The 22,329-nt window shown below is 39.8% G+C and carries 21 protein-coding genes, 2 riboswitches and 1 other annotated feature; of the genes, 4 read left to right on the top strand and 17 right to left on the bottom strand.

Features of this window, described 5'->3' with window-relative positions; all coding sequences use genetic code 11:
- Positions 1-133 precede the first annotated feature (133 nt).
- From ABVF21_RS10740 to zapA, 10 genes are all read right to left on the bottom strand, one after another.
- The gene (locus ABVF21_RS10740) at positions 134-1,111 is read right to left on the bottom strand and encodes an electron transfer flavoprotein subunit alpha/FixB family protein (RefSeq protein ID WP_303532082.1); all 978 of its coding nucleotides are present in this window, start codon (positions 1,109-1,111) and stop codon (positions 134-136) included.
- Positions 1,112-1,123: 12 nt separating this feature from the next.
- Positions 1,124-1,894, bottom strand: coding sequence for an electron transfer flavoprotein subunit beta/FixA family protein (locus ABVF21_RS10735; protein WP_303532084.1), 771 nt, complete (start codon positions 1,892-1,894; stop codon positions 1,124-1,126).
- Between the two features lie 29 nt (positions 1,895-1,923).
- Positions 1,924-2,697 (bottom strand): enoyl-CoA hydratase, encoded by a 774-nt coding sequence (locus ABVF21_RS10730; RefSeq protein WP_303532085.1) that lies wholly within the window; start codon positions 2,695-2,697, stop codon positions 1,924-1,926.
- A gap of 52 nt (positions 2,698-2,749) precedes the next feature.
- Complete coding sequence (locus ABVF21_RS10725; RefSeq protein WP_226614598.1) at positions 2,750-3,343, bottom strand: TetR/AcrR family transcriptional regulator; 594 nt, start codon at positions 3,341-3,343, stop codon at positions 2,750-2,752.
- Positions 3,344-3,588: 245 nt separating this feature from the next.
- Positions 3,589-5,283 carry an AMP-binding protein gene (locus ABVF21_RS10720; protein ID WP_303532088.1) on the bottom strand — a complete coding sequence of 565 codons (1,695 nt, stop codon included), beginning with the start codon at positions 5,281-5,283 and terminating at the stop codon, positions 3,589-3,591.
- 338 nt (positions 5,284-5,621) lie between these two features.
- The gene (locus ABVF21_RS10715; RefSeq protein ID WP_303532090.1) at positions 5,622-6,029 is read right to left on the bottom strand and encodes a DUF350 domain-containing protein; all 408 of its coding nucleotides are present in this window, start codon (positions 6,027-6,029) and stop codon (positions 5,622-5,624) included.
- Positions 6,030-6,045: 16 nt separating this feature from the next.
- Positions 6,046-8,391 (bottom strand): endonuclease MutS2, encoded by a 2,346-nt coding sequence (locus tag ABVF21_RS10710; protein ID WP_303532092.1) that lies wholly within the window; start codon positions 8,389-8,391, stop codon positions 6,046-6,048.
- 31 nt (positions 8,392-8,422) lie between these two features.
- Positions 8,423-10,138, bottom strand: a complete 1,716-nt coding sequence (polX, locus tag ABVF21_RS10705; protein ID WP_303532095.1) for a DNA polymerase/3'-5' exonuclease PolX — start codon at positions 10,136-10,138, stop codon at positions 8,423-8,425.
- Between the two features lie 175 nt (positions 10,139-10,313).
- The gene (locus ABVF21_RS10700; protein WP_226614603.1) at positions 10,314-10,856 is read right to left on the bottom strand and encodes a CvpA family protein; all 543 of its coding nucleotides are present in this window, start codon (positions 10,854-10,856) and stop codon (positions 10,314-10,316) included.
- Between the two features lie 6 nt (positions 10,857-10,862).
- On the bottom strand, positions 10,863-11,123 hold the full coding sequence (gene zapA, locus ABVF21_RS10695) for a cell division protein ZapA (RefSeq protein WP_194219337.1): 261 nt from the start codon (positions 11,121-11,123) through the stop codon (positions 10,863-10,865).
- A gap of 152 nt (positions 11,124-11,275) precedes the next feature.
- Here zapA and rnhC point away from each other — a divergent pair, with 152 nt between their 5' ends.
- Positions 11,276-12,226 (top strand): ribonuclease HIII, encoded by a 951-nt coding sequence (rnhC, locus tag ABVF21_RS10690; RefSeq protein WP_303532099.1) that lies wholly within the window; start codon positions 11,276-11,278, stop codon positions 12,224-12,226.
- A gap of 57 nt (positions 12,227-12,283) precedes the next feature.
- Here rnhC and ABVF21_RS10685 read toward each other — a convergent pair whose 3' ends face one another.
- Positions 12,284-13,255, bottom strand: coding sequence for a nucleoside hydrolase (locus ABVF21_RS10685; RefSeq protein WP_283153909.1), 972 nt, complete (start codon positions 13,253-13,255; stop codon positions 12,284-12,286).
- A 97-nt stretch (positions 13,256-13,352) separates the two neighbouring features.
- Positions 13,353-13,452: riboswitch (purine riboswitch) on the bottom strand.
- A 140-nt stretch (positions 13,453-13,592) separates the two neighbouring features.
- A riboswitch (purine riboswitch) is annotated at positions 13,593-13,695 on the top strand.
- Positions 13,696-13,836: 141 nt separating this feature from the next.
- Between ABVF21_RS10685 and ABVF21_RS10680 the strand changes: the two genes are divergently transcribed.
- Entirely contained in the window at positions 13,837-15,027 is a 1,191-nt protein-coding gene (locus tag ABVF21_RS10680; RefSeq protein ID WP_371018200.1) for a NupC/NupG family nucleoside CNT transporter, read from the top strand.
- 53 nt (positions 15,028-15,080) lie between these two features.
- Here ABVF21_RS10680 and pheT read toward each other — a convergent pair whose 3' ends face one another.
- From pheT to ABVF21_RS10665, 3 genes are all read right to left on the bottom strand, one after another.
- Entirely contained in the window at positions 15,081-17,489 is a 2,409-nt protein-coding gene (gene pheT / locus ABVF21_RS10675) for a phenylalanine--tRNA ligase subunit beta (RefSeq protein WP_283153907.1), read from the bottom strand.
- A gap of 27 nt (positions 17,490-17,516) precedes the next feature.
- The gene (pheS, locus tag ABVF21_RS10670; RefSeq protein ID WP_194219332.1) at positions 17,517-18,551 is read right to left on the bottom strand and encodes a phenylalanine--tRNA ligase subunit alpha; all 1,035 of its coding nucleotides are present in this window, start codon (positions 18,549-18,551) and stop codon (positions 17,517-17,519) included.
- 65 nt (positions 18,552-18,616) lie between these two features.
- Positions 18,617-18,842: a binding site (T-box leader), on the bottom strand.
- A gap of 54 nt (positions 18,843-18,896) precedes the next feature.
- Complete coding sequence (locus tag ABVF21_RS10665) at positions 18,897-19,646, bottom strand: TrmH family RNA methyltransferase (protein ID WP_283153905.1); 750 nt, start codon at positions 19,644-19,646, stop codon at positions 18,897-18,899.
- Positions 19,647-19,787: 141 nt separating this feature from the next.
- Between ABVF21_RS10665 and sspI the strand changes: the two genes are divergently transcribed.
- Positions 19,788-19,994: a small acid-soluble spore protein SspI gene (sspI, locus tag ABVF21_RS10660; protein ID WP_194219331.1), complete on the top strand. Its 207-nt coding sequence runs from the start codon at positions 19,788-19,790 to the stop codon at positions 19,992-19,994.
- Positions 19,995-20,034: 40 nt separating this feature from the next.
- Here the strand turns inward: sspI and ABVF21_RS10655 are convergent, their stop codons facing one another.
- Complete coding sequence (locus ABVF21_RS10655) at positions 20,035-21,120, bottom strand: M42 family metallopeptidase (protein WP_283153904.1); 1,086 nt, start codon at positions 21,118-21,120, stop codon at positions 20,035-20,037.
- 80 nt (positions 21,121-21,200) lie between these two features.
- Positions 21,201-21,689 (bottom strand): dUTP diphosphatase, encoded by a 489-nt coding sequence (locus ABVF21_RS10650; protein WP_283153903.1) that lies wholly within the window; start codon positions 21,687-21,689, stop codon positions 21,201-21,203.
- Between the two features lie 97 nt (positions 21,690-21,786).
- Between ABVF21_RS10650 and ABVF21_RS10645 the strand changes: the two genes are divergently transcribed.
- The gene (locus ABVF21_RS10645; RefSeq protein ID WP_283153902.1) at positions 21,787-22,182 is read left to right on the top strand and encodes a sigma-w pathway protein ysdB; all 396 of its coding nucleotides are present in this window, start codon (positions 21,787-21,789) and stop codon (positions 22,180-22,182) included.
- Positions 22,183-22,244: 62 nt separating this feature from the next.
- Here ABVF21_RS10645 and ABVF21_RS10640 read toward each other — a convergent pair whose 3' ends face one another.
- A complete protein-coding gene (locus tag ABVF21_RS10640) occupies positions 22,245-22,325 on the bottom strand; it encodes an IS3 family transposase (RefSeq protein ID WP_371018277.1) in 81 nt (26 codons plus the stop codon).
- Between the last annotated feature and the right edge of the window lie 4 nt (positions 22,326-22,329).

Genomic DNA, 22,329 nt, shown 5'->3' with positions numbered 1-22,329 from the left:
TCTTTCTGATTCCATTCTTTTGACTTAATTTCATTATTCCCTATCTCATCATTAATAAAACGATCCTGTAATAATGAAATAAGATCGTTATATCCCTATACAAAAAGCGAGCTAGGTAAGCTCGCTTTTTTTCTTAGCTTGTTTGCAATACTTTCTTAAACTCCTGTGTAAGTAATGGTACAACCTCAAAGAGATCACCAACAATACCATAATCTGCAACATTGAAAATGCTTGCTTCAGGGTCTTTATTAATTGCTACAATCACTTTCGAGTTAGACATTCCTGCTAAGTGTTGGATAGCACCAGAAATACCGCAAGCAATATAGAGATCAGGTGTAACTACTTTTCCTGTTTGCCCAATCTGAAGGGAGTAATCACAATAGTCAGCGTCACAAGCACCGCGGGACGCGCCTACAGCAGCACCGAGAAGATCCGCAAGTTCTTGAAGTGGTTCAAATCCTTCTTCACTTTTAACGCCTCGCCCGCCGGCTACAATCACTTTTGCTTCTGAAAGGTCAACACCTGATGTAGATTTACGGACCACTTCTTTCACGATCGTACGAAGATCCTTTATTTCTATGGTTTCTTCAAAGACTTCACCAGAGCGTGATTCATCGATTTCAAGAGCAGAAATATTATTTGGACGAATCGTTGCAAGAATAACGCCTTCTTTTACTTTTTTCTTCTCAAAAGCTTTACCAGAGTAAATTGGACGTGTAAATACGACATCTTCGCCATCAAGTTCAATACCTGTAGCATCGGAGACAAGTCCAGCGTCAAGCTTACTTGCAAGACGTGGAGCTAGATCTTTGCCCATTGACGTATGGGGCATTAAAATAGCATCCGGATCGACGCTCTGAACGATTTGCAAAAATGCCTGCCCATATCCATCACTTGTATAGTTTTTAAGCTTTTCATCTTCTACTTTAATCACACGGTCTGCTCCGTAGTGAAATAGTTGCTCTGTTAAAGAACTAATACTTTCACCAGCAATTGCTGCAATCACTTCACCACCGGCTGCGATTTCTTTCCCAGCACCAATTGCTTCAAATGATACATTTCGTAATTCATTGTCACGAGCTTCTGCGAATACGAGTACTTTTTTGGCCATGATGATTCCCTCCTATATAACTTTCGCTTCCTGGCGAAGTAATTTCACTAATTCTTCCACTTGATCTCCAATTTCACCTTCAAGTACTTTGCCAGCTTCTTTCTTTGGTGGCAAATAAACTTCAATTGTTTCCGTTTTAGCTTCGATCTCGTCTTCATCAATATCAAGATCGTCGTAGTCGATTTCTTCCAGAGGCTTTTTCTTAGCCTTCATAATCCCTGGAAGTGATGGATAACGAGGTTCGTTGAGTCCCTGCTGTGCTGTTACAAGTAAAGGCATCTGTGCTTCAACAACTTCCATATCACCTTCAACATCACGTTCCATTGTCGCTGTTGTTCCATCGATATCAAGCTTCGTAATCGTTGTTACGTAAGCGATTCCAAGTTTTTCAGCAAGACGAGGTCCAATCTGACCAGTGCTGTTATCATTAGAAACATTCCCGCCAAGGATAATGTCATATTCCTTATCCTCAAAATAAGCAGCAAGAAGGGCAGTCGTCGTATACTGGTCACTCTCATCAATGTCTTCATTATTTATGAGAACGGCCTTGTCTGCGCCCATCGCTAGAGCTGTTCTTAACTCTTTTTCAACTTCTTCGTCACCAATGCTTACAACCGTTACTTCTCCGCCATGATCGTCGCGAAGTTGGATCGCTTCTTCAATGGCATACTCATCGTATGGATTAATAATAAATTCAACGCCTTCTTCACTAATTCTCCCATTTTCGATTACGATTTTTTCTTCAGTATCAAACGTTCTTTTCATAATGACATAAATGTTCATATCTTTATCCCTCCCTGAAATAGTTCACCTTATTTATCTTGAAAGTTTGGCTGACGCTTCTCGATGAAGGCTCGAATGCCTTCTTGGCCATCTTCTGAAGCAAATGCCTTTCCAAAATACTCTTTTTCTTTTTGAACGCCTTCATCAAACTTTTCCGATTTAGAATAAGTAAGAAGTTTAAGTGCATAACCAACTGCCACAGCGCTCTTCATAGCAATCTTCTCAGCAAGCTCTTTTGCTTTCGGAAGAAGCTCTTCCTCGCTATACATCTGATTTGCTAAACCAGTTGAAACAGCTTCACGTCCTGAAATTGGCTCGCTCGTTAGCAGCATCTCTGTTGCTTTTGCTTTTCCTACTAATGCCGGCAACCTTTGAGTACCTGCAAATCCCGGCACCAAACCTAGCTGCAGTTCGGGAAGACCTAGCTTTGCATCTTCAGTTACAAGACGAATATGACATGCCATTGCAAGTTCTAGTCCACCACCAAGCGCAGCACCATGAATAGCAGCGATGATCGGTTTTGGGAACGCTTCCATTTTGTCGAATAATTGTTGACCATAGCTCCCCAAATCAGCAAATCCTTCTTCAGTGCTAACCGTTGTAAACTCTTTAATATCAGCTCCTGCTGAGAAAAACTTTCCTTCTCCAGAGAGCAATATAACTTTTGTTGCTGGATCGTCTTCAATTTGAGTGAAAGCTTCTGACAATTCCCGCAATACGTCCGATGCCACTGCATTAGCTGGTGGACGGTTCAGCGTAATTTGTGCCACTTTATTTTCAGTTGAAATGTTAATGAATTCCACTTCTCCACTCCTCTCAAAACTTTGTGACCCCAGTCAAAGCCGGGGTCTCTATTTATTTGCTTAAGCCATTGATCAAAAGATTATGAAGTGGCTTAGCAAGTGGTTCTAACTCAAATTTGTGGTCTTTCATAACCCAATTCGTTACGGTTTCATCGAGAGTCCCAAAGATCATTTGTCTTGCGAGACGAATATCTAGTTCCTCAATAAACAATCCTGATTTAATTCCCTCATGCAATATGTGATCAACGAGTGTAAGGTATTTCTTAAGTACTTCGCCAATTTGTGCTCGAAGGGCTTTATTTGTTTGTCTTAGTTCCAATTGCGTGACGATAGCAAGCTCATAATCAGAACCTAGATGTTTAAAGTGCATATCAATAAGTGTGAACAATTTATCCATTGCATTATCTTTCTTTACAATTTGTTCCTCTGTCTTATCGATAAAACTTCCCATTTTTTTCTGAAACAACGAAATTAACAAATCCTCTTTATTCTTAAAATAAAGGTAGATCGTACCGTCTGCCACGCCTGCTTCACGCGCAATCTTGGATACTTGCGCTTGATGATAACCATTTTGAGCAATGACAACAACAGCCGCATCAATGATTTTATCGTATTTCGGACCCCTTTTTTTCCCCTTTTCAACCATATGAAGCTCTCCCTTATTCTTTATCCGGCACTCATTCAAAATGAATGAGCATTCATTCATAATCTTATTGTAGCGACACGACCATGCTATTGTCAATATAAGATTTCTGAACGAGCGCTCGGTTGGAATCGAGAGTTATTTTGCAAATTCATCATATCATAATAAGCAGAAATGTGCGAATCTTTCCGGAATTTTTTATTTAATACATATTGATTTAACTGAAATTAAAAAAGCAAAACCAATCGCTACAGCGATTGGTTTTGTTTAACTTTCTCTTCGTCGACTAGAACACGACGTAGAATTTTTCCAACGGTTGTTTTAGGAAGCTCCTCCCGAAATTCATATAATCGAGGTACCTTATAAGCAGCAAGGTAACGTCGACAATGTTGATTTAAATCATCTTCTGTTATTTCAACGTTACTTTTTAGCACTACGAATGCTTTCACTGTTTCTCCTCTATAAGCATCAGGTACACCAATAATAACGGCTTCTTGAACTGCTGGGTGTTCATATAAAACTTCTTCAACTTCGCGTGGATAAATGTTATATCCGCCTGCAATAATCATATCCTTTTTCCGATCAACGACATAAAAGTAGCCCTTCTCATCTCGATAAGCCATGTCACCAGTATAAAGCCAGTCATCCTTCAATACGGCAGCGGTTTCATCTGGTAAATTCCAATACCCCTTCATCACCTGTGGACCTTTCACAATTAATTCGCCGATTTCCTTCACTTCAGCTTCTTCATTTGCAGCATTCACAATTTTTGCATCTGTGTCTGGCCAAGGTAAACCGATACTACCAACAACAGTACCATCTGATAAAGGATTGGAATGGGTTACAGGAGATGACTCTGTTAAACCATAACCTTCCACTAAACGACCGCTAATTTTCTCTTGAAATTTTTGTTGGATTTCAACTGGAAGTGGAGCTGAACCGCTAATACAAGCTTTAATAGACGAGAGATCATAGCGATCGATATTCGGATCATTTAATAAAGAGATATAAATAGTTGGTGCACCTGGAAATAAGGTTGGCTTTTGTTTTTGAATCGTTTTTAATGTGTCTTTAGGTTCAAACTTTGGAAGTATAATCATTTTGGCAGCATACATAATCGATAAGTTCATCACACAAGTCATTCCGTAAACATGGAAAAACGGGAGAATTCCCATCACACTCTCTTCGCCATATTTAGCATCACGAATCCAATTCTTACATTGCATCGTGTTAACAACCAGGTTATAGTGTGTCAGCATAACTCCTTTTGCGAGACCTGTAGTTCCACCAGTGTATTGAAGAAGAGCCAAATCTTCTTTGGAATCAACATTAACATGTATATCATCGTTATTACCGTTTGCCACCCATTCCAAAAAGCTATGAATTTGGCCTGTTGAAGGCATTTCAACAAGTAATCCCTGCTTCTTTTGCTTTTGCACGAGTGGATACAGAACATTTTTAGGAAAAGGTAAATACTCCTGAATCTTCGTTACAACAATGTGCTTTAGTACTGTTTTATCTTTTACTTTTAATACTTTCGGTAAAACAAGATCAAGACAGATCATCATATCCGCCTTAGAATCTGTTAATTGATGTTCTAGTTCCCTCTCCATGTATAGTGGATTCGTCTGAACGACCACTCCCCCAGCCATCAATACAGCGTAATAACTAATCACAGCTTGAGGGCAATTAGGAAGCATGATCGATACTCTCCCGCCCTTGCTCAGACCGTGATCCCGCAATGAATTCGCAAGTCGTCTTGAGCGATGAAATAACTCCTGAAAGGTAAGTTCTTTTCCCAGAAAGTGAACTGCCTTTTTGTTAGGATGTTTTGTAGCTGCATCAACAAGATAAGCATGGAGGGGCTTTTCCTCATACTCTATTGAAGTCGGTACTCCTTCTTGATAATAATCAAACCATTCTTTTGCGCCATTGTTTGTCAATTTTCATCAACCTCCCTTTCACGACTCCTTCCAAACCAAAACTCTCTCTATATGATAATTATAATGAAAACGCTTCAAATATCCTATCTTTTTTTAATTTTTTGAATACATTGGCATTTTAAGTCGTAAAAGATAGACGAGCATACGACATTATTCTATCCACAATTAGGTTAAGTTGTGATAAGAGCGCACAGAATTTTGAACAAAAAAAGAACAGGTAAAGTACCTGCTCTTCTTGAACGATCATACAAAATAAAATAAATAAACAATGCCCGCAATAAAGAATATCCCTGATACAACCATAAGAACTTTCCATAAAGTCTCCATATGTGCTCCCCTTACGAAATTCCTGCCCCTATTACAAAGGACAAACCAATCGAAATAACCATAGAAATGAATCCTACAGCTCGATTGTCTGCTGTAATTTCTTTATCTATCCTAAATTTAGGTGTTAAAAACTCAAAGGTGAAGTAACCAATTAATAGAAGGAGAAATCCAAAGACCCCCCACCCCATCATGGTCACAAGTGAATCATTATGCTCAATTGAAAAACGAAAGATATTCGCAATACCAAATATTTTACCTCCAGTAGCCATCGCTACTGCGAGGTTACCTTTTTGGATTTCTTCCCAGTTACGATAGGACGTTACAAATTCAAATACTGAAAGAAACACAATCATACAAACAATCACTACGCTATAATTCGCTGCAGTTTGAAATGCGACACTCTCCCATAATTGATCCATTGTTTAAATCCTTTCTCTACTTCAATTCAACGACAGTTACACCACCGCCGCCTTCATTCATTCCACCCATGCGTAGATTTTTCACTCGGGAATGACGTTTCAACCATTCATGGACACCTTTTCTAAGTGCCCCCGTTCCTTTACCATGAATGATTGAGACCTGGTTATACCCAGCAAGTAAGGCATCGTCGATATAGCGCTCAACTTCCATTTGAGCATCTTCATACCTTTTACCTCGTAAATCAAGTTCAGTTTTCACTCGACTATCACTTCCACGAACTGTCACAAACGGCTTTCGCTCAACGACCGGTTTTGATTTAATCGCTTCCAGATCATTTGCCTTAACATTCATTTTCATTATCCCAAGTTGAACCTGGTATTCGTTCTTCCCGACTTGCTCAACAATGTGCCCTTTTTGGTTAAAGCTAATCACCTTCACTTCATCACCTGGTTGATATGATTTAGTTTGGGTTTTTTTAGGCTTTGGTTTTGAAGATTTCAATTCTGGTTTCGCATCCTCAAGCTGTTTTTGAGCATCAATCAATTGGTGTTCTTTAACAGATCCATTTTGGAATGTACGCAGTTCCTGAATGATTTTTTTGGCTTGTTCTTGGGCTTTCTCTACTTCTTCAGCAGCTTTCTGTTCCGCTTTCTCAAAAAGTCGCTCTCGCTGTTTTTCAAATTTCTCAAGCTGCTTTTCCAAGTCATTCTTAAGTGATTCTGCTTCTTTTCTAAGTTCAGACGCTCCTTCTCGATCTAATTCGGCTTGCTTCTGGCTATCTTCAAGTGATGAAATCATCCGATCAACTTTGTTACTTTCGCTTGATATTTGAGATCGGGCATCCTCAATAATATCATCCATCAGCCCGAGGCGTCTTGAAATCTCAAATGCATTACTGCGGCCTGGCACTCCAATTAATAGGCGATACGTGGGGCGTAGTGTCTCAACATCAAATTCTACACTGGCATTCATCACGCCTTCTCGATTATACGCATAGGCTTTTAATTCACTGTAATGTGTCGTCGCAATAACTCTTGATCCACGCTTATATACATAATCAAGTATGGATATGGCAAGTGCAGCACCTTCCTGAGGATCGGTCCCAGCGCCAAGCTCATCAAAAAGAACAAGACTATTATGGTCAATGTTCTTGAGAATATGAACGATATTCGTCATATGCGAAGAAAAAGTACTTAAGCTTTGCTCGATAGACTGCTCGTCTCCGATGTCTGCAAAGATATTTTGAAAGACCGCCATAGTAGATCCTTCATCAGCTGGTATATGAAGTCCAGATTGAGCCATTAGCGTAAGAAGTCCGGCCGTTTTTAATGTAACTGTTTTCCCGCCTGTGTTTGGTCCAGTAATAACCAGTGATGAATAGTCTTTTCCGAGAAATAGGGAAGAAGGGACGACCTCATCTTGAGGTAAAAGGGGATGTCTTCCCTGTCTTATTTCTAGCTCCCCCTCATCATTCATGGAAGGATTTGTTGCTTTCAATTCGTCAGCATAGAGGGCACGCGCAAAAATAAAATCAATATCCGCAAGTACATCAACATTATGTCTAAGCGTTTCAGAAGCTTCCGCAACATGTCCGGTCAATTCTGTTAGGATCCGCTCAATCTCAAGTTTTTCCTTAACTTTTACTTCTTTTAGCTGATTGTTAATTGATACGACCGATTGTGGTTCAATAAACAACGTCGCACCAGAAGAGGATTGGTCGTGGACCATTCCACCAAATGAACTTCTATATTCCTGCTTAACGGGGATAACGTAACGTTCATTCCGAATGGTAATGAGCGCATCTGAAAGCATTTTCCTTGTGCTTGAAGATCGAATGAGGCTTTCTAATTTCTCACGAACGCGAGATTCAAAGCTACGAAGCTGGGTTCTAAGTCGACGAAGTGCATCACTTGCAGAATCAAGCAAATCCCCGTCCTCATCTATGCAGGCGTTAATCTCATTCTCCAGCTCATTTTCAGGCATAATTTGACTAACTAAATCTCCGAGAAGAGGAAGCTCTACACCATCTTCAATCATATTATCAAGAAATGTTTTAAATCGACGACCGCCGTAGATTGTACTCGAGATGTCGAGTAATTCAGATGGGTTTAGCATCCCTCCAATCTCTGCTCGCTTCACGCTTTGTCTAATATCTCTAATGCCACCAAGCGGCGCTTGACCACGAAGACGGATCACTTTTCTTCCTTCTTCTGTTCCTGCTAACTGATGGTTAACATCTATTAAAGAATACAAAGGGGTTAACTGTTCTACTTTTTGTTTTCCTAATGAGGATGAGACGTGTTTTCTTAATCGTTCTTTCACTTTATTATATTCGAGTAGCCGTAACACTCTTTTTTGCAATGGTCGTTCCTCCTAATAAAACGGGATTTGTTTATGAGTGACGGTTAAAAAATGCTTCAAGATCTTTAGCCGTAAATGTGTTTAAGACAGTCTCTTTTCGTAGCCAGCCTCTTCTCCCAGCTGCTACGCCGATTTCCATATGCTCAAGCATGTCCATATGGTGAGCATCTGTATTAATCATTATTTTAACATGGTTTTCTTGTGCTTTTTGAAGCCATTCCGCTGCAAGATCTAATCGGTTTGGATTTGCATTTAATTCAAGAGCCGTATCCGTTTCTTTCGCAAGCGTTATTAACTTATCATGGCTTAAAGCATACCCTTTCCTTTTTCCAAGTAACCTTCCTGATGGATGAGCAATGAGGTCAACATGGTGACTCCGAAGTGCTGTTTCAAGACGTGCCATTATCGTATCCTCATCTTGGGAAAAGGATGAATGAATCGAAGCAATAACAAAATCCATTTCCGACAACATCTTATCGTCATAATCAAGTGTTCCATCAGGTAAAATATCCATTTCTACCCCTGCAAATATTCTAAAATCATTCCATTTTTGATTGAGACGATCAATCTCTTCTCTTTGCTCTCGTAGCCTTTCTGGTGTCAAACCATTCGCCACTTTAAGGTACTGAGAGTGATCTGTTATCGCGATATACGAATATCCTTTTGCTCTTGCTCGTTCGGCCATTTCTTCAATCGTATAAGCACCATCACTCCAGGTGGAGTGCATATGTAGATCTCCTTTTATATCGTTCAACTGGACTAATTCAATTTCATCTTTCTCAGCTTCTTCAATTTCACCTTTATCTTCGCGGATTTCTGGCGGAATATAGGCTAAACCAAAATGCTGGTAGAAATCCTTTTCATCTTCAAATGTGAGAACTTCCCCCGTTTCTAAAGACTCTACACCATACTCACTAATTTTTTCGCCTTTCTTTTTTGCGATTTGCCTCATTTTTACATTATGAGCCTGCGAACCCGTAAAATGATGGAGTGTAGAAGCAAATTCTTCAGGCATTACAATTCTAAAATCTACTGAAACGCCATATTCATCGCCAAGTTCAAGTGTAATCTTCGTCTCTCCCTTTACGACTACTTTAGAAACACCTTCTAATTCAAGTAAGCTCGCTGACACATCAGCAGCAGAAGTTGTCGCTATAATAAAGTCAAGGTCTTTGATCGTTTCCCTTACCCTTCGCAAGCTCCCCGCTCTTGCAAATTTGTCAATGCTATGGATTTCTTTTAATTGGCTTTCAATGTTTTCAGCAAGTGGTAGCATGTAGGCAATGGATAAGCGTTCAGGTCTTTTACCTGCTTCCTCAATCGCTTCAAGAATTTTATCCTCACTCTTTTTCCCAAAACCAGGGAGTTCTTGAATCTGATGTGCTTCACAAGCTTTTTGTAATGTCGCCATATCAATAACATCAAGTTCCTTGTATAGCTTAGCAAGCTTTTTACCACCAAGTCCCGGTAATTTAAGTAACGGCACAAGACCAGATGGGACTTCCTTCTTTAATGATTCAAGCGTTTCTGATTCTCCTTTTTCGAGAATTTCATTTATTACCGCTGCCGTCCCTTTTCCAATGCCATTTAGCTCAGCAGGATCTTCAATTTGCTCCATACTCCGATCATCTGTTTCGAGTGCTCGGGCCGCTTTACGAAAAGCGGATATTTTAAAAGGGTTTTCCCCTTTCAATTCCATATAAACTGCTATCTCTTCAAGGAAATGAATAACCTGTTTTTTATTCATCTTTTTCTCACCCTTCTTCATAAGATCATTACTACTATCCTATCCATATTCAAACCCAAATCCAATTAATTTATCTTAAAAAAAGCGAGAGCGCTCGATTAGATCCTACAAGCGCTACCAATTTAACCAATAGTACTTATGCTAATACAAATAAATAACCCTTCTAATTGAAGGGTTATGCTACGTGCGTACTCCAGAGGTCTTTAATTTGTTCTGTCAACACAGGGGTATGCTTGACGATGCTTTCCGCAAGAAACGAATTTGATATGGCTGTTTGAACGGTTTCATTTGGAAGAAGTGCTGCAATAAATAGAAATAAAAACACGATAATGTATACTTCTACAAATCCAAGCACTCCGCCAAGCCATCCATTTACAGTTCTCAATATAGGTAAATCTGCAAGAAAGTCGAGCATAGAACCAACTATTTGCATAATAATTTTGGTACCAAAGAACAATAACGCAAACGCAATTCCACTATAGTATGTGGCCTCTAAGTTTATAGCGTCAAACACCATTGCCGTAGAAGATGCCTCGTTGCCGAAGGACGGGTATGGAATCCATAGCTTCAAATGTGGAGCGAGATCCTTAAAATACATATACGCAACAACAAATGAAACGATAAATCCTGCTAAATGAACGACTTGAAGGATCAAGCCTCTTCGAAGTCCAATTAGGAACCCTCCAACTAGTATAATAAAAAGAATTAGATCAACCATCTTACGTTATTCCTCTTCTCTCAGTTTTTTCTTTAACTCTTCAAGTTCTTTCTTAATCATCACATAATCATTTACAATATTAACTGCTGTTAGCACAGCAAGTCGCTTCGTATCTAAATAGGTATTCATTCCTTTAATCTCATTCATCTTCTCATCCACTAAAGTTGAGACTTCACGAATATGTTGATGACTTTTATCACCGATTATTGTATATTGTTCACCATAGATTTCCACGGTTGTACGTATTTTTCCATGACTGTCTGTCACCCCATAAGCCTCCTATCAAGAGAGAGAATCCTATTTTACATCATAGCATGAAAATTGGTATTTTTGAAACACAGCGCTCCTGAACCATTCTTGTTCACCTTCAGATTCTGCTATAATAGGATGCAAGCCTAGTTCACAAAAGGAGTTTTGTTATGTCACAGGTTGTTTTAACTGTATCACCTTCCATTATGAATGAAATTAAAAAGAAATACAACAGCCACTTAAGCGATAAACAGCCACCGGGGAGCGTTTTTGTAGCGAAAACTTCTACCTGTACTATTACAGGCTATAAATCTGGAAAAATAATGTTCCAGGGTGCAGGGGCAGAAGCAGAAGCAAGACCATGGCAATCTAGCGGAACAGCGAGTTCTAAAAAGGCAACGAATTCGAAAAAGAAAACAGTGGGCGATCATCAATACTCTCCACCTGGTAATATCTCAACTCTTTCCGCCATCGGAAGTGATGAAGTTGGGACAGGAGATTTCTTTGGTCCAATGACAGTTGTTGCTGCATATGTCGACCAGAAGCAAATTCCACTCTTAAAGGAACTCGGTGTAAGAGATTCTAAAGGAATGAAGGATCCAGAAATTATTGAAATAGCTAGAAATTTGATTAAAACCATTCCTTATAGCCTGCTTATCCTACCAAATGAAAAATACAATACTATGCAGAAAAAGGGAACGAATCAGGGGAAAATGAAGGCTCTACTACATAATCAGGCCATCCAGAATGTGATGCGCAAAGTACAGGAATATGATGCCATACTCATTGATCAATTCGCTAAACCTGAAGTTTATTTCAACTACCTAAAAGGTCAATCCACAATCGTAAAAGAAAATGTATATTTCGCAACTAAAGCTGAAGAAATACACCTTGCCGTAGCAGCAGCATCCATTATTGCAAGGTACTCTTTTGTAATGGAAATGGATCGACTTGGAAAAGAATATAATGTAAAGCTTCCTAAAGGGGCGGGACCAGCTGTAGATATAGCAGCTGCAAAGCTTATTCAAAAACATGGAGATCAGATTCTTGGGAATTTAGCTAAGATACATTTTGCTAATAGCTTAAAAGCTCAAAAAATAGCTGATCAATCACGTCGTTAAAGGAACTCTACGAAAAAAGCTGACTCGAGTGAGTCAGCTTTTTTGATGTTCATTTAATTAATAAGGGTGAGAAGCTTCTAATTGATCTTCTGCTTTCAGCATGATGGAAGTGAAATAGTTAAAGAACATGTCACGATCCACGTCATCTACTACAATTACTTCACGACCTATTTCATCAAGAACGGTTCTCCCTTGACTTACTCCATCTACTTCAACACGACATTTTACTTTTCTTGAATGGATAAAAGGTTTTGGTGTCACAGAAACTGTAGTAAGAACATCCCATAAATAGTAAGTCGAATTGGTCTCAACGTGTACAAGTGGAGGACACATGGCGTAGCATTGTCCAATAAAGTCAACACCAATTTCCTTTCGTTTAGCTGCCCACATGTTTCTTACATTATTGGTTAATGGAACTTGATTCGTGCTTTCAAGTGCGACCATTTCGATCTTAATAGAAGTTTTGAAAACAGTAGATACTGCTTCGGGGTCCCAAAAAGCATTCCATTCTGCTGTACTATCATGTTCTGGTTCTTCCACATTTCCTACTTCTAGGAAAGTGCCCCCCATCCATACTAACTTTTCAATACTCTGTTCAATATGCGGAGCTGTTTCTAACGCTCTAGCAAGATCTGTTAATGGTCCAGTAAAAAGGAGCGTCAGCGGTTCAGAGCTTTGTTCGAGAGCATCAATCAGATGCAAATGAGCAGGCAGTTCTGACATAGGTGTATTTACTTTATTTGATTCGTTTAGAATAGGTAAAGCATCGACATAAAAGGCATGCATGCGCCAGTCTTTAGGGAATGGATTAATCCCTCTTGAATTGGAGGCCGCAACATTTAATCCAGTGGCTTTTCCAAATCGATCTATTATTTTTCTGCTTGCAGAAACAGCTGGTTCTAGATAACAATCTGCAGGAATAACCGATACGCCAGCAAGCTCGATCTCTTCCATGTTTAATAATAGAAACAGTGATGCCAAATCATCAACGCCACCATCATGATTGAAATATACCTTCTTTTTTTCCATCCTATATCCCCCTGCTGGATAACTCGCATGTCGCTAACCATCGTTTCCTGAAAGTGAACCTTTTCTATTTATAGCAATGAGCTACGTTTAAGGGCTTCTCAATTTTTTATTCACTCATAGTCCTGTCATTTCAGGTAACAGGGTAGAAACGTTCAGGCCAATTCCCGACATATATGAGCTTCCATTATTCTAATCACTTTGTACTCTATCAGAGCGTGAATAAGGAAGCAATAAGCAAAAAAATGTTGTGCGTTTACATTTTTCATTCGAATATTCCAAACATTCCTACTTTATTAATAGGTCTTGCTACCTATTCTTTCTTCTGCTAGATTGATGAATACAACTTCACATTTATCTCTATATAATTTTGGAAATAGGGTCCAAAGAGTTTCTACCCGGCAACCGAGAATTGCTGGACTATAGGGAAGGTATGGCATCATCACTTAGACAAGCATATTCTGTTTTTTTGTGTGCCACTTTTCTTCCTGTAAACTCGGACTTTCTACAAAGTACGGGTTTTTTTGTATTCAACCGATTTAGATTTGTGAAGAAACCACTAGTTTTCAGGGGGAATTACCATCATGAATATTTTCACAGGACTACTCTCGATTATTGGCGTACTTGCTATCGCCTGGTTAATGAGTAACAAGAAAAAATCAGTCAAATGGAGAACGATCGGGGTTGGCGTTTTAGTTGAAGGGCTTTTTGTTTTATTTGTTCTAAAAGTAAATGCAGGAAAGGTTATGCTCGAAAAAGCTTCTGCAGCTGTACAAAACGTTATTAACTATAGTAACGAAGGTATTCAATTCGTATTTGGTGGCCTCTACGAAGAAACAGGTCTAACATTTGTATTTGCTATAAATGTTTTAGCTGTCATCATCTTCATTTCTGCTCTTGTCTCAGCACTTTATTACATGCGCATTATCCCACTTATCGTTCAAGTGATTGGCATTACGATTGGTAAGCTAATGGGAACGACGAAAGTTGAAACATTTAACGCTGTTGGAAACTCCTTTTTAGGCCTAGCCGAAGCGCCTTTACTTGTAAAACCATATTTGAAATTGCTCACCAGATCTGAGATATTTGCCATCATGGTAGGAGGTACTGCTTCTGCTAGTGGAGCCATCCTCGTCGGTTATTCACTTATGGGTATTGAACTTAAATATTTATTGATCTCTGTCTTTAGCGTTCCTTTCGTTTCACTTGTTATTGCAAAAGTGATGGAACCAGAAACTGAAGTTTCACAAACTAATGATAAAGTAAAAATGAAAAAAACGGATCACGCCAATATTTTTGAGGCAATCGCCGACGGAACAGTCAGCGGTGTGATGCTTGCGTTAAATATTGGAGGTCTTTTGATAGCATTCATCAGTATTCTAGCAGTTGTAAACGGCATGTTAGGTTTCGTTGGAACTGACCTGAGCTCAATTCTAGGGTATATCTTCTATCCATTTGCCCTATTAGTAGGTATTCCAACGGATGAAGCTTTTCGAGCAGCATCCATCATTGGTACGAAAATGTCAATTAATGAATTTGTGGCTTTCCAAAACTTAACCTCCATTCAAGCACAGCTATCTGACAAAACCGTTGCCATTCTTTCTGTCGCACTATGTAACTTTGCTAACTTCTCATCCATCGGGCAGCTTATTATTGGACTAGGGTCACTCGAGCCCACTAAACGTTCTCAAGTTTCTAAATTAGGGTTAAAGGCCATTATCGGTGGTACACTAGCGTCCTTTATTACGGCTATATGTGTAGGAATGTTTATGTAAAAAATAGTATAAATAAAAATCCTCCCTATACACGTAGGGAGGATTTTCTATAGCTATCGACGAAGGGCAGCTCCAAATTGTTCTTCTACTGCTGTAAGAACCCGGTCATGTGCCTTCTTCACTTCTTCTTCTGTTAAAGTTTGTTCTGGATTGTAATATCTAAGAGAAAAGGCTAGTGATTTTTGACCTTCATCAAGATGTTCACCCTGGTAAACATCAAATAGTTGAATGTCCACAAGCTTAGATCCACCAGCTTCTTTGATGACTTTCTTTACTTCTCCAGCTTCAAGCGACTCACTGACAACAAGAGCAACATCTCTAGTAACAGACGGGAAGCGTGGAAGCTTTTTGTATTGAAGGTGAGCAACATCTGCATTCAGTAACTTCTCTAGATTGATTTCAAAAACGTATGTTTCACTCAAATCAAGATCTTTCTCAACTTCTGGATGAAGTTGACCGATATATCCGATGAGCTCATCATCAAGATAAACCGATGCTGTACGACCTGGATGAAGCTTTGGCTCTTCTGCACGAGCGAACGAAAGACGATCCTCTAAACCAAATTCAACCGCTATTTCTTCGAGGATTCCTTTTACAACAAAGAAATCAGCGACTTTCTTTTCTTTTTGCCATAGGTGCTCTTGCCATAATCCTGACACTACGCCAGCAAGGTGTTCCTGTTCCACTGGAAGTTCATCACCTGGTAAGAACACAGAAGCCGTTTCATAGAAAGCAATATTTTCTAGCTGACGGTTGCGGTTATACTGCGCTACCTCTAGAAGATGCGGAATCAGGCTCGTTCTAAGTTCACTTCTTTCTTCACTCATTGGCATCGCAAGACGAACAGCTTCGGCTGATTCATCAGAGAAGAAAAGACGTTTAGAAGGCGACGTAAGAGAATACGTTACTGTTTGGAAAAGACCTGCGCCTTCAAGCGTACGGCGAACATGGCGACGCTTCACTTGATATTCTGACAGCTGTCCTGGTGTACTTTCTGTAACAGGCAGCGTTGCAGGAACATTATCATATCCGTAGAGACGTCCTACTTCTTCAATTAAGTCTTCAGAAATCGTTATATCCGGGCGGCGTGGCGGTACCTGAACTGTAAATGTGCCACCAAAGTTTTGATAAGAGAATTGCAGACGCTCAAAAATAGCAGCAACTTCTGTTTCAGAAATTTCTGTTCCAAGAACTTGATTAATTCGATTCACTTCAATACTAACGTCAAGAGCTTCGATGGTTCGAGCTCCCTGTTCAGCAATACCTTTTAACACTGTTCCACCGGCAATTTCTTGAATGAGCTGAGCAGCACGTTCGCTTGCACCAACAACGCGGTTTCGATCAATTCCTTTTTCAAAACGCGCACTTGAATCACTACGTAAGCCTAGATCTTTTGATGCTTTCCGAACAAGCTTGCTGTTAAAGTAAGCTGCTTCAAGCAAAATCGTTGTTGTGTCTTCTTGTACTTCAGAATCAGCGCCACCCATAACACCAGCCACGGCAACGGGTTTTGAACCATTCGTGATTACAAGATGCTCACTCGAAAGCGTGCGTTCAGCATCATCAAGAGTGACAATTTTTTCTCCTTCAGTTGCGCGACGTATCACGACTTCCTTCGATCCAAACCGATTATAATCAAAAGCATGAAGTGGCTGTCCGTATTCCAAAAGAACATAGTTCGTAATATCGACTACGTTGTTAATTGGACGAATACCAGCAGAAACGAGGCGATTTACAAGCCACTGCGGTGATGATTTGATCGTTACGTCTTTAATAATGGAAGCTCCATAATAAGGATTATCTTCTTCATTCTCTACACGAACTGACACATACTCTTCAACGTCTTCATCCGAACGAACAAGCTCTGGAGATGGAAGTTCAATTGAGCGATTCAATACTGCCCCGACTTCATAAGCGACGCCGATCATGTTCATCGCATCAGCTCTGTTTGGAGTAAGACCTAGCTCAAGAACTTCATCATTTAGATTCAAGTATTCAAGCGCATCTTCTCCAGGTGTCACGTCTTCACTAAATACAAAGATTCCGTCTGCATACTCTTTCGATACAAGTTTACTTTCAATTCCAAGCTCCTGAAGCGAGCAGATCATACCATGAGAAGCTTCACCGCGAAGTTTTGCTTTCTTAATCTTAAAATTGCCTGGAAGTACAGCCCCAACTTTTGCTACAGCTACGTACTGGCCTTGAGCAATATTTGGTGCTCCACAAATAATTTGGACCGGCTCTTCTTCACCAACATTCACCTTACAAATATTTAACTTATCAGCATCAGGGTGTTGCTGACATTCAAGAACGTGACCAATAACCACACCGGTAATTCCTTTATTAAGCTTTTCGACTGTTTCTACCTCAATACCACCCTTAGTAATCAGGTCTGCCAGTTCATCAGCTGAGTAACTATCTAAATCTACATACTGCTGTAGCCAATTCATTGATACGAGCATGTTTTCTCCTCCTAACTTTCAATCATATTATAGTGAATTAAACTGTTTAATAAATCTGCTGTCATTCGTGTAGAAATGACGTATGTCATCAATACCATATTTCAGCATAGCGATCCGTTCTGGTCCCATACCAAAAGCAAACCCAGTGACTTTCTCAGGATCGAAGCCGGACATGCGAAGTACATTCGGATGTACCATACCTCCTCCAAGAATTTCTATCCATCCTGTTCCTTTACATACAGAGCAGCCATTCCCGCCGCAATTAAAGCAAGAAATATCCATCTCTACAGAAGGCTCAGTAAATGGGAAGAAGCTAGGGCGAAGACGGATTTCACGTTCTTCTCCAAACATTTTCTTCGCAAATGATTGGAGCACACCTTTTAGATCACTCATGCGAACATTCTCACCAACCATTAGTCCTTCAATTTGCATAAACTGATGGGAGTGTGTTGCATCATCTGTATCACGACGATAAACTTTACCGGGCACGATGATTTTAACAGGACCTTCTCCATTTAACTTCTCCATCGTTCTAGCTTGCATTGGAGAGGTATGCGTTCTTAATAGCGTTTCTTCAGTTATATAGAATGAATCCTGCATATCTCTAGCCGGATGATCCTTTGGAAGGTTTAACGCTTCGAAATTATAATAATCGGTTTCAACTTCTGGTCCTTCCGCAATCGAGAATCCCATACCAAGAAATAGGTCTTCAATTTCTTCGATTACCCTCGTAAGTGGGTGATGATTTCCTCTCTTAATTGGACGACCCGGCAGAGAAATATCGATCGTTTCTTTCTTCAATCGTTCTTCTACGGCTGCTTTTTCTAAACGAGTCACTTTCTCCTCTAATTGATCCGAAATCGCTGAGCGAATTTCATTAACGAGCTGCCCCATTTTCGGACGTTCTTCTTTCGATAATTTTCCCATACCTTTAGAAATTTCTGTAATTGGCCCTTTTTTTCCAAGGTATTTCACTTTGATATCCTGCACTTCTTTCATTGAAGAAGCTTGCTGGATTTCTGATAGTGCTTCTTCTTTTAACGTTTGTAAACGCTCTTGCATCTTTTCAACCTCCACTTCATTTTCGTGTTTGCTTCTTTTTGCAATAAAAAAATCCTCGCTCCCCAGAAAGGGGCGAAGATTTGATTTCGCGGTACCACCCTAATTCACCGATAGAGTACACCTATCAGCCTTAAGCAAAGAATAACGGCTTGTAAACCGATCCGCTTTCGAACGAACAAAGCGGCAACTCCAGAGCGAATTCGGCAGCGTCCCAATAGAAATGCTTTCAGTCTCGGCATTTCCTCCCTGCAAAGGCAGCGGCAGCTTACTACTCTCCATCATTGTTTTTAACATATATAAGTTGCTTTTAATTATAGAAAAAAATCGCTATATCCGCAAGCCTTATTATGAAGGTAACAATCCATACATCAGAATTCCTGCTGCAACGGCGACATTTAACGACTCTGCTTTACCATATATCGGAATATATACGTTCACGTCTGCTAAACATTGAAGCTCGTCTGATACACCGTTTGCTTCGTTTCCAAGAATGACAGCAAACTGAGAAGATGAATCAAGCTCGTGATATGGCGTTCCTCCACTCACTTCTGTTGCGTATATCAGCATGCCAGCTTCTTTTAATTTCTGAACTTCTTTCACCAAATCCCCTTTTATTACAGGAAGATGAAATATAGATCCCTGGGTGGATCGAAGCACCTTACTGTTATAAGCATCAACGGTTCCATGTCCAAGTAGAAGGCCGTCGTATCCAGCGCTATCTGCAGTTCGAATAATCGTTCCCAAATTACCGGGATCCTGAATGGCGTCCAGTAATAATAGTTTGCCATGACGAGGTAGTTCAGGCTCAACCATTTTACAAACAGCCATAATCCCCTGTGGTGTTTCTGTATCCGTTAGTTCTTGCATCACTTTCTCCGTAACAGTATAGACCACAGGTAGCTCTTTAAACGGATAAGCAGATAAGTCAGTGTCTTCTATCACAATCAATTCTGTGATTAAAGCCTCAGCCTTCGCAGCTTCTTCTACAATATGTGGACCTTCAATGATATAAGAAAAAGCTTTCTCTCTACCCTTTCGCGTCTGAAGTTTTTTCCAATCTTTCACTTTTTGATTTTTAGCGGATTCTATAATCATTATGCTCTCCTTCAGTTTTCAATGTTTCCATTATAAAGGGTTGAAAGGGAAGATTCCAATAAAACTCATGAAATTTCTTCAATTCGCTCATACTAATGAGGCTTGAACCAACAAGCGAATGAGAAAGGCGAGGTGGAAAGTATGGACCTTAATTTACGCAAAGCAATTCTCGCTAATATTAATGGCAACAATGAGGAGCAACTCGAAGCGACAATCCTCGACGCCATGCAAAGCGGAGAAGAGAAAATGCTCCCTGGGCTTGGTGTTCTTTTCGAAATTCTTTGGAAAGAAGCACCAGAAAATGAGCGAGAGCAAATGCTCTCTTATATGGCACAGGGTGTAAATTAACAAGCGAAATCCGGTGGCAAGAGCCACCGGATTTTGTGTTCTAGTTAAAGATAATTTCTTTCACAGTATCAGCATCAAGCTTTTTAATCACTTCAACAATCAAATTAACTGCATTCTCAAAATCATCACGATGAAGAATCGCTGCGTGAGTATGAATATAGCGTGTGGCAATTGTGATGGAAAGTGCAGGTACTCCATTTGCTGTTAAATGAATTTTACCCGAATCTGTTCCACCGCCTGCAATAGAGTCAAACTGATAAGGAATATTGTTCTCATCAGCTGTATCTGTTACAAAGTCACGAAGACCTTTGTGACCGACCATTGAAGCATCATACATAATAATTTGAGGACCTTTCCCCATTTTGGATTGAGCGTCCTTATCACTTACTCCAGGAGTATCACCAGCGATACCAACGTCAACCGCAAAGCCTATATCAGGCTTAATCATATTTGTAGCCGTAGTCGCTCCGCGAAGACCTACTTCCTCTTGTACCGTCCCAACGCCATAGACAGTATTAGGATGCTCTTCTCCTTTTAGCTTACGAAGTACTTCGATCGCAATAGCACAGCCAATACGGTTATCCCATGCTTTCGCCATAAGCATTTTTTCGTTATTCATAACAGTAAATTCACAAACTGGAACAACAGAATCTCCCGGCTTAACGCCCCATTCCATAGCCTCTTCTCGGCTTGAAGCACCAATATCAATGAACATATCTTTCTTATCGACCGATTTCTTACGCTGTTCAGGAGGAAGAATATGTGGTGGTTTAGAACCGATGACGCCCATAATGTTACCATTACGAGTCATGACGTTAACACGCTGTGCAAGCATAACCTGCTCCCACCAGCCGCCAACTGTTTGGAAATAAAGAAAGCCTTTATCATCAATACGCGTTACCATAAAGCCAATCTCATCGAGATGACCTGCAACCATAATCTTTGGGCCTTCTGCTTTACCTTTTTTAACCGCAATTAAGCTGCCAAGATTATCATACATAATTTCATCTGAAAGAGATTCAATGTGCTTCTTCATCACTTCGCGAGGTTCACGTTCGTTACCTGGTACACCATTCGCATCAGTGAGTTCTTTCAGCATCTGCAACGTTTCGTCTAGCTTAGCCATATGTATTGCCTCCTTGATATGTATTCTCTGTTCATTATAACGGTTTCCGAAATATTTCACAATTCAGAGGACTCTTGAATCTAATATCCCTGATCCTGTCGATTATGATTCACTTTATTTTTTTTCAAATATGCTTCATTCATTTCTTCAAACCGTAGCCCGATAAGTTGTCCAAGTAAAAGATAACTTTCCATTAAATCGTTAAATGCTTCCTCATTTTTTTCACTCGCCACTTGATCAATCGCTTTGTAGACACGATGGAAAGCTTGTACTTCAGAGCCAGCGGGATCGTCTTTTGACAATGCTTCATACGTTGTAATGCCCAATTCAATCCCTAATGAGAGAATAAAATGAATACCATCCACATACTCCTCTAGAATCGTTTCTTTAGGGGAAGGAGCTTTTTTACTCCAATATTTAAAACAACGTGTTTCATTCGCTAGTTCTCCAATCTCGACTTTAAGAGCAAGTAGTTTATTCTCGAATAAATCTTCATGCCCCAGATTGTGTTCCTTTACAATCCGAGTATCAAGTTGTCTTTGTAATGTAAATAATTGTTCGAATTTCAATGAACTCTTCCTTTCTTAAATCTTTTCTTTTTTTGAAACCTTTCTTTATCATATACGTATAGAGAATAGAAGCATAGTGAAAATGAGGTGCTGACTAATGATTATTATTCTTTTTCGTCTTGTCATTCTCGTAGCCATGGTGTTGATTGCTTATTCTGTCATCCGCTTTTTTATGGATCCAAAACGAAAGTTGGAAAAAGCTCACGATCATAAAGAGTACTATTTCTTCGATGACTCGTCCAATGTAAGAAAAAATTTTCTCGTCACCTACAAAGGTGCCTTATTCGAAGGTGAAAAGTATCTTGGCACTACTGAAAAATCGTTCGATATTATTACCCTTTCAGTAGGGGTGAAAAATGCATCAGAACTATATTTGCTTGAGAAAGAAGATTTCTATTTTCTTGAAAAGGAAATGGACATCCGCTATCCTAGTGCAAAAATTGAATGGAAGAGCCCAGTCAAAGAATTTTTACGCCATCGCGAAAATACTTAACAAACAACCCCCCTCCGATCTGAAGTGACCCCTGTCAAGTAGACAGGAATTAAAAAGCATTTTTAAGCAGCCTGAGCTCTATACTTATAGGGGCTCAGGTTGTTTAATTTCTTTTGAAATCTTTGGTGATTGTAAAATCGTATGTAT

Origin of the sequence: Pseudalkalibacillus sp. JSM 102089 (genome assembly GCF_041366475.1) — a bacterium.
Lineage (GTDB): Bacteria > Bacillota > Bacilli > Bacillales > Guptibacillaceae > Guptibacillus > Guptibacillus hwajinpoensis_B.
This window is presented reverse-complemented; position numbering and strand designations above follow the sequence as displayed.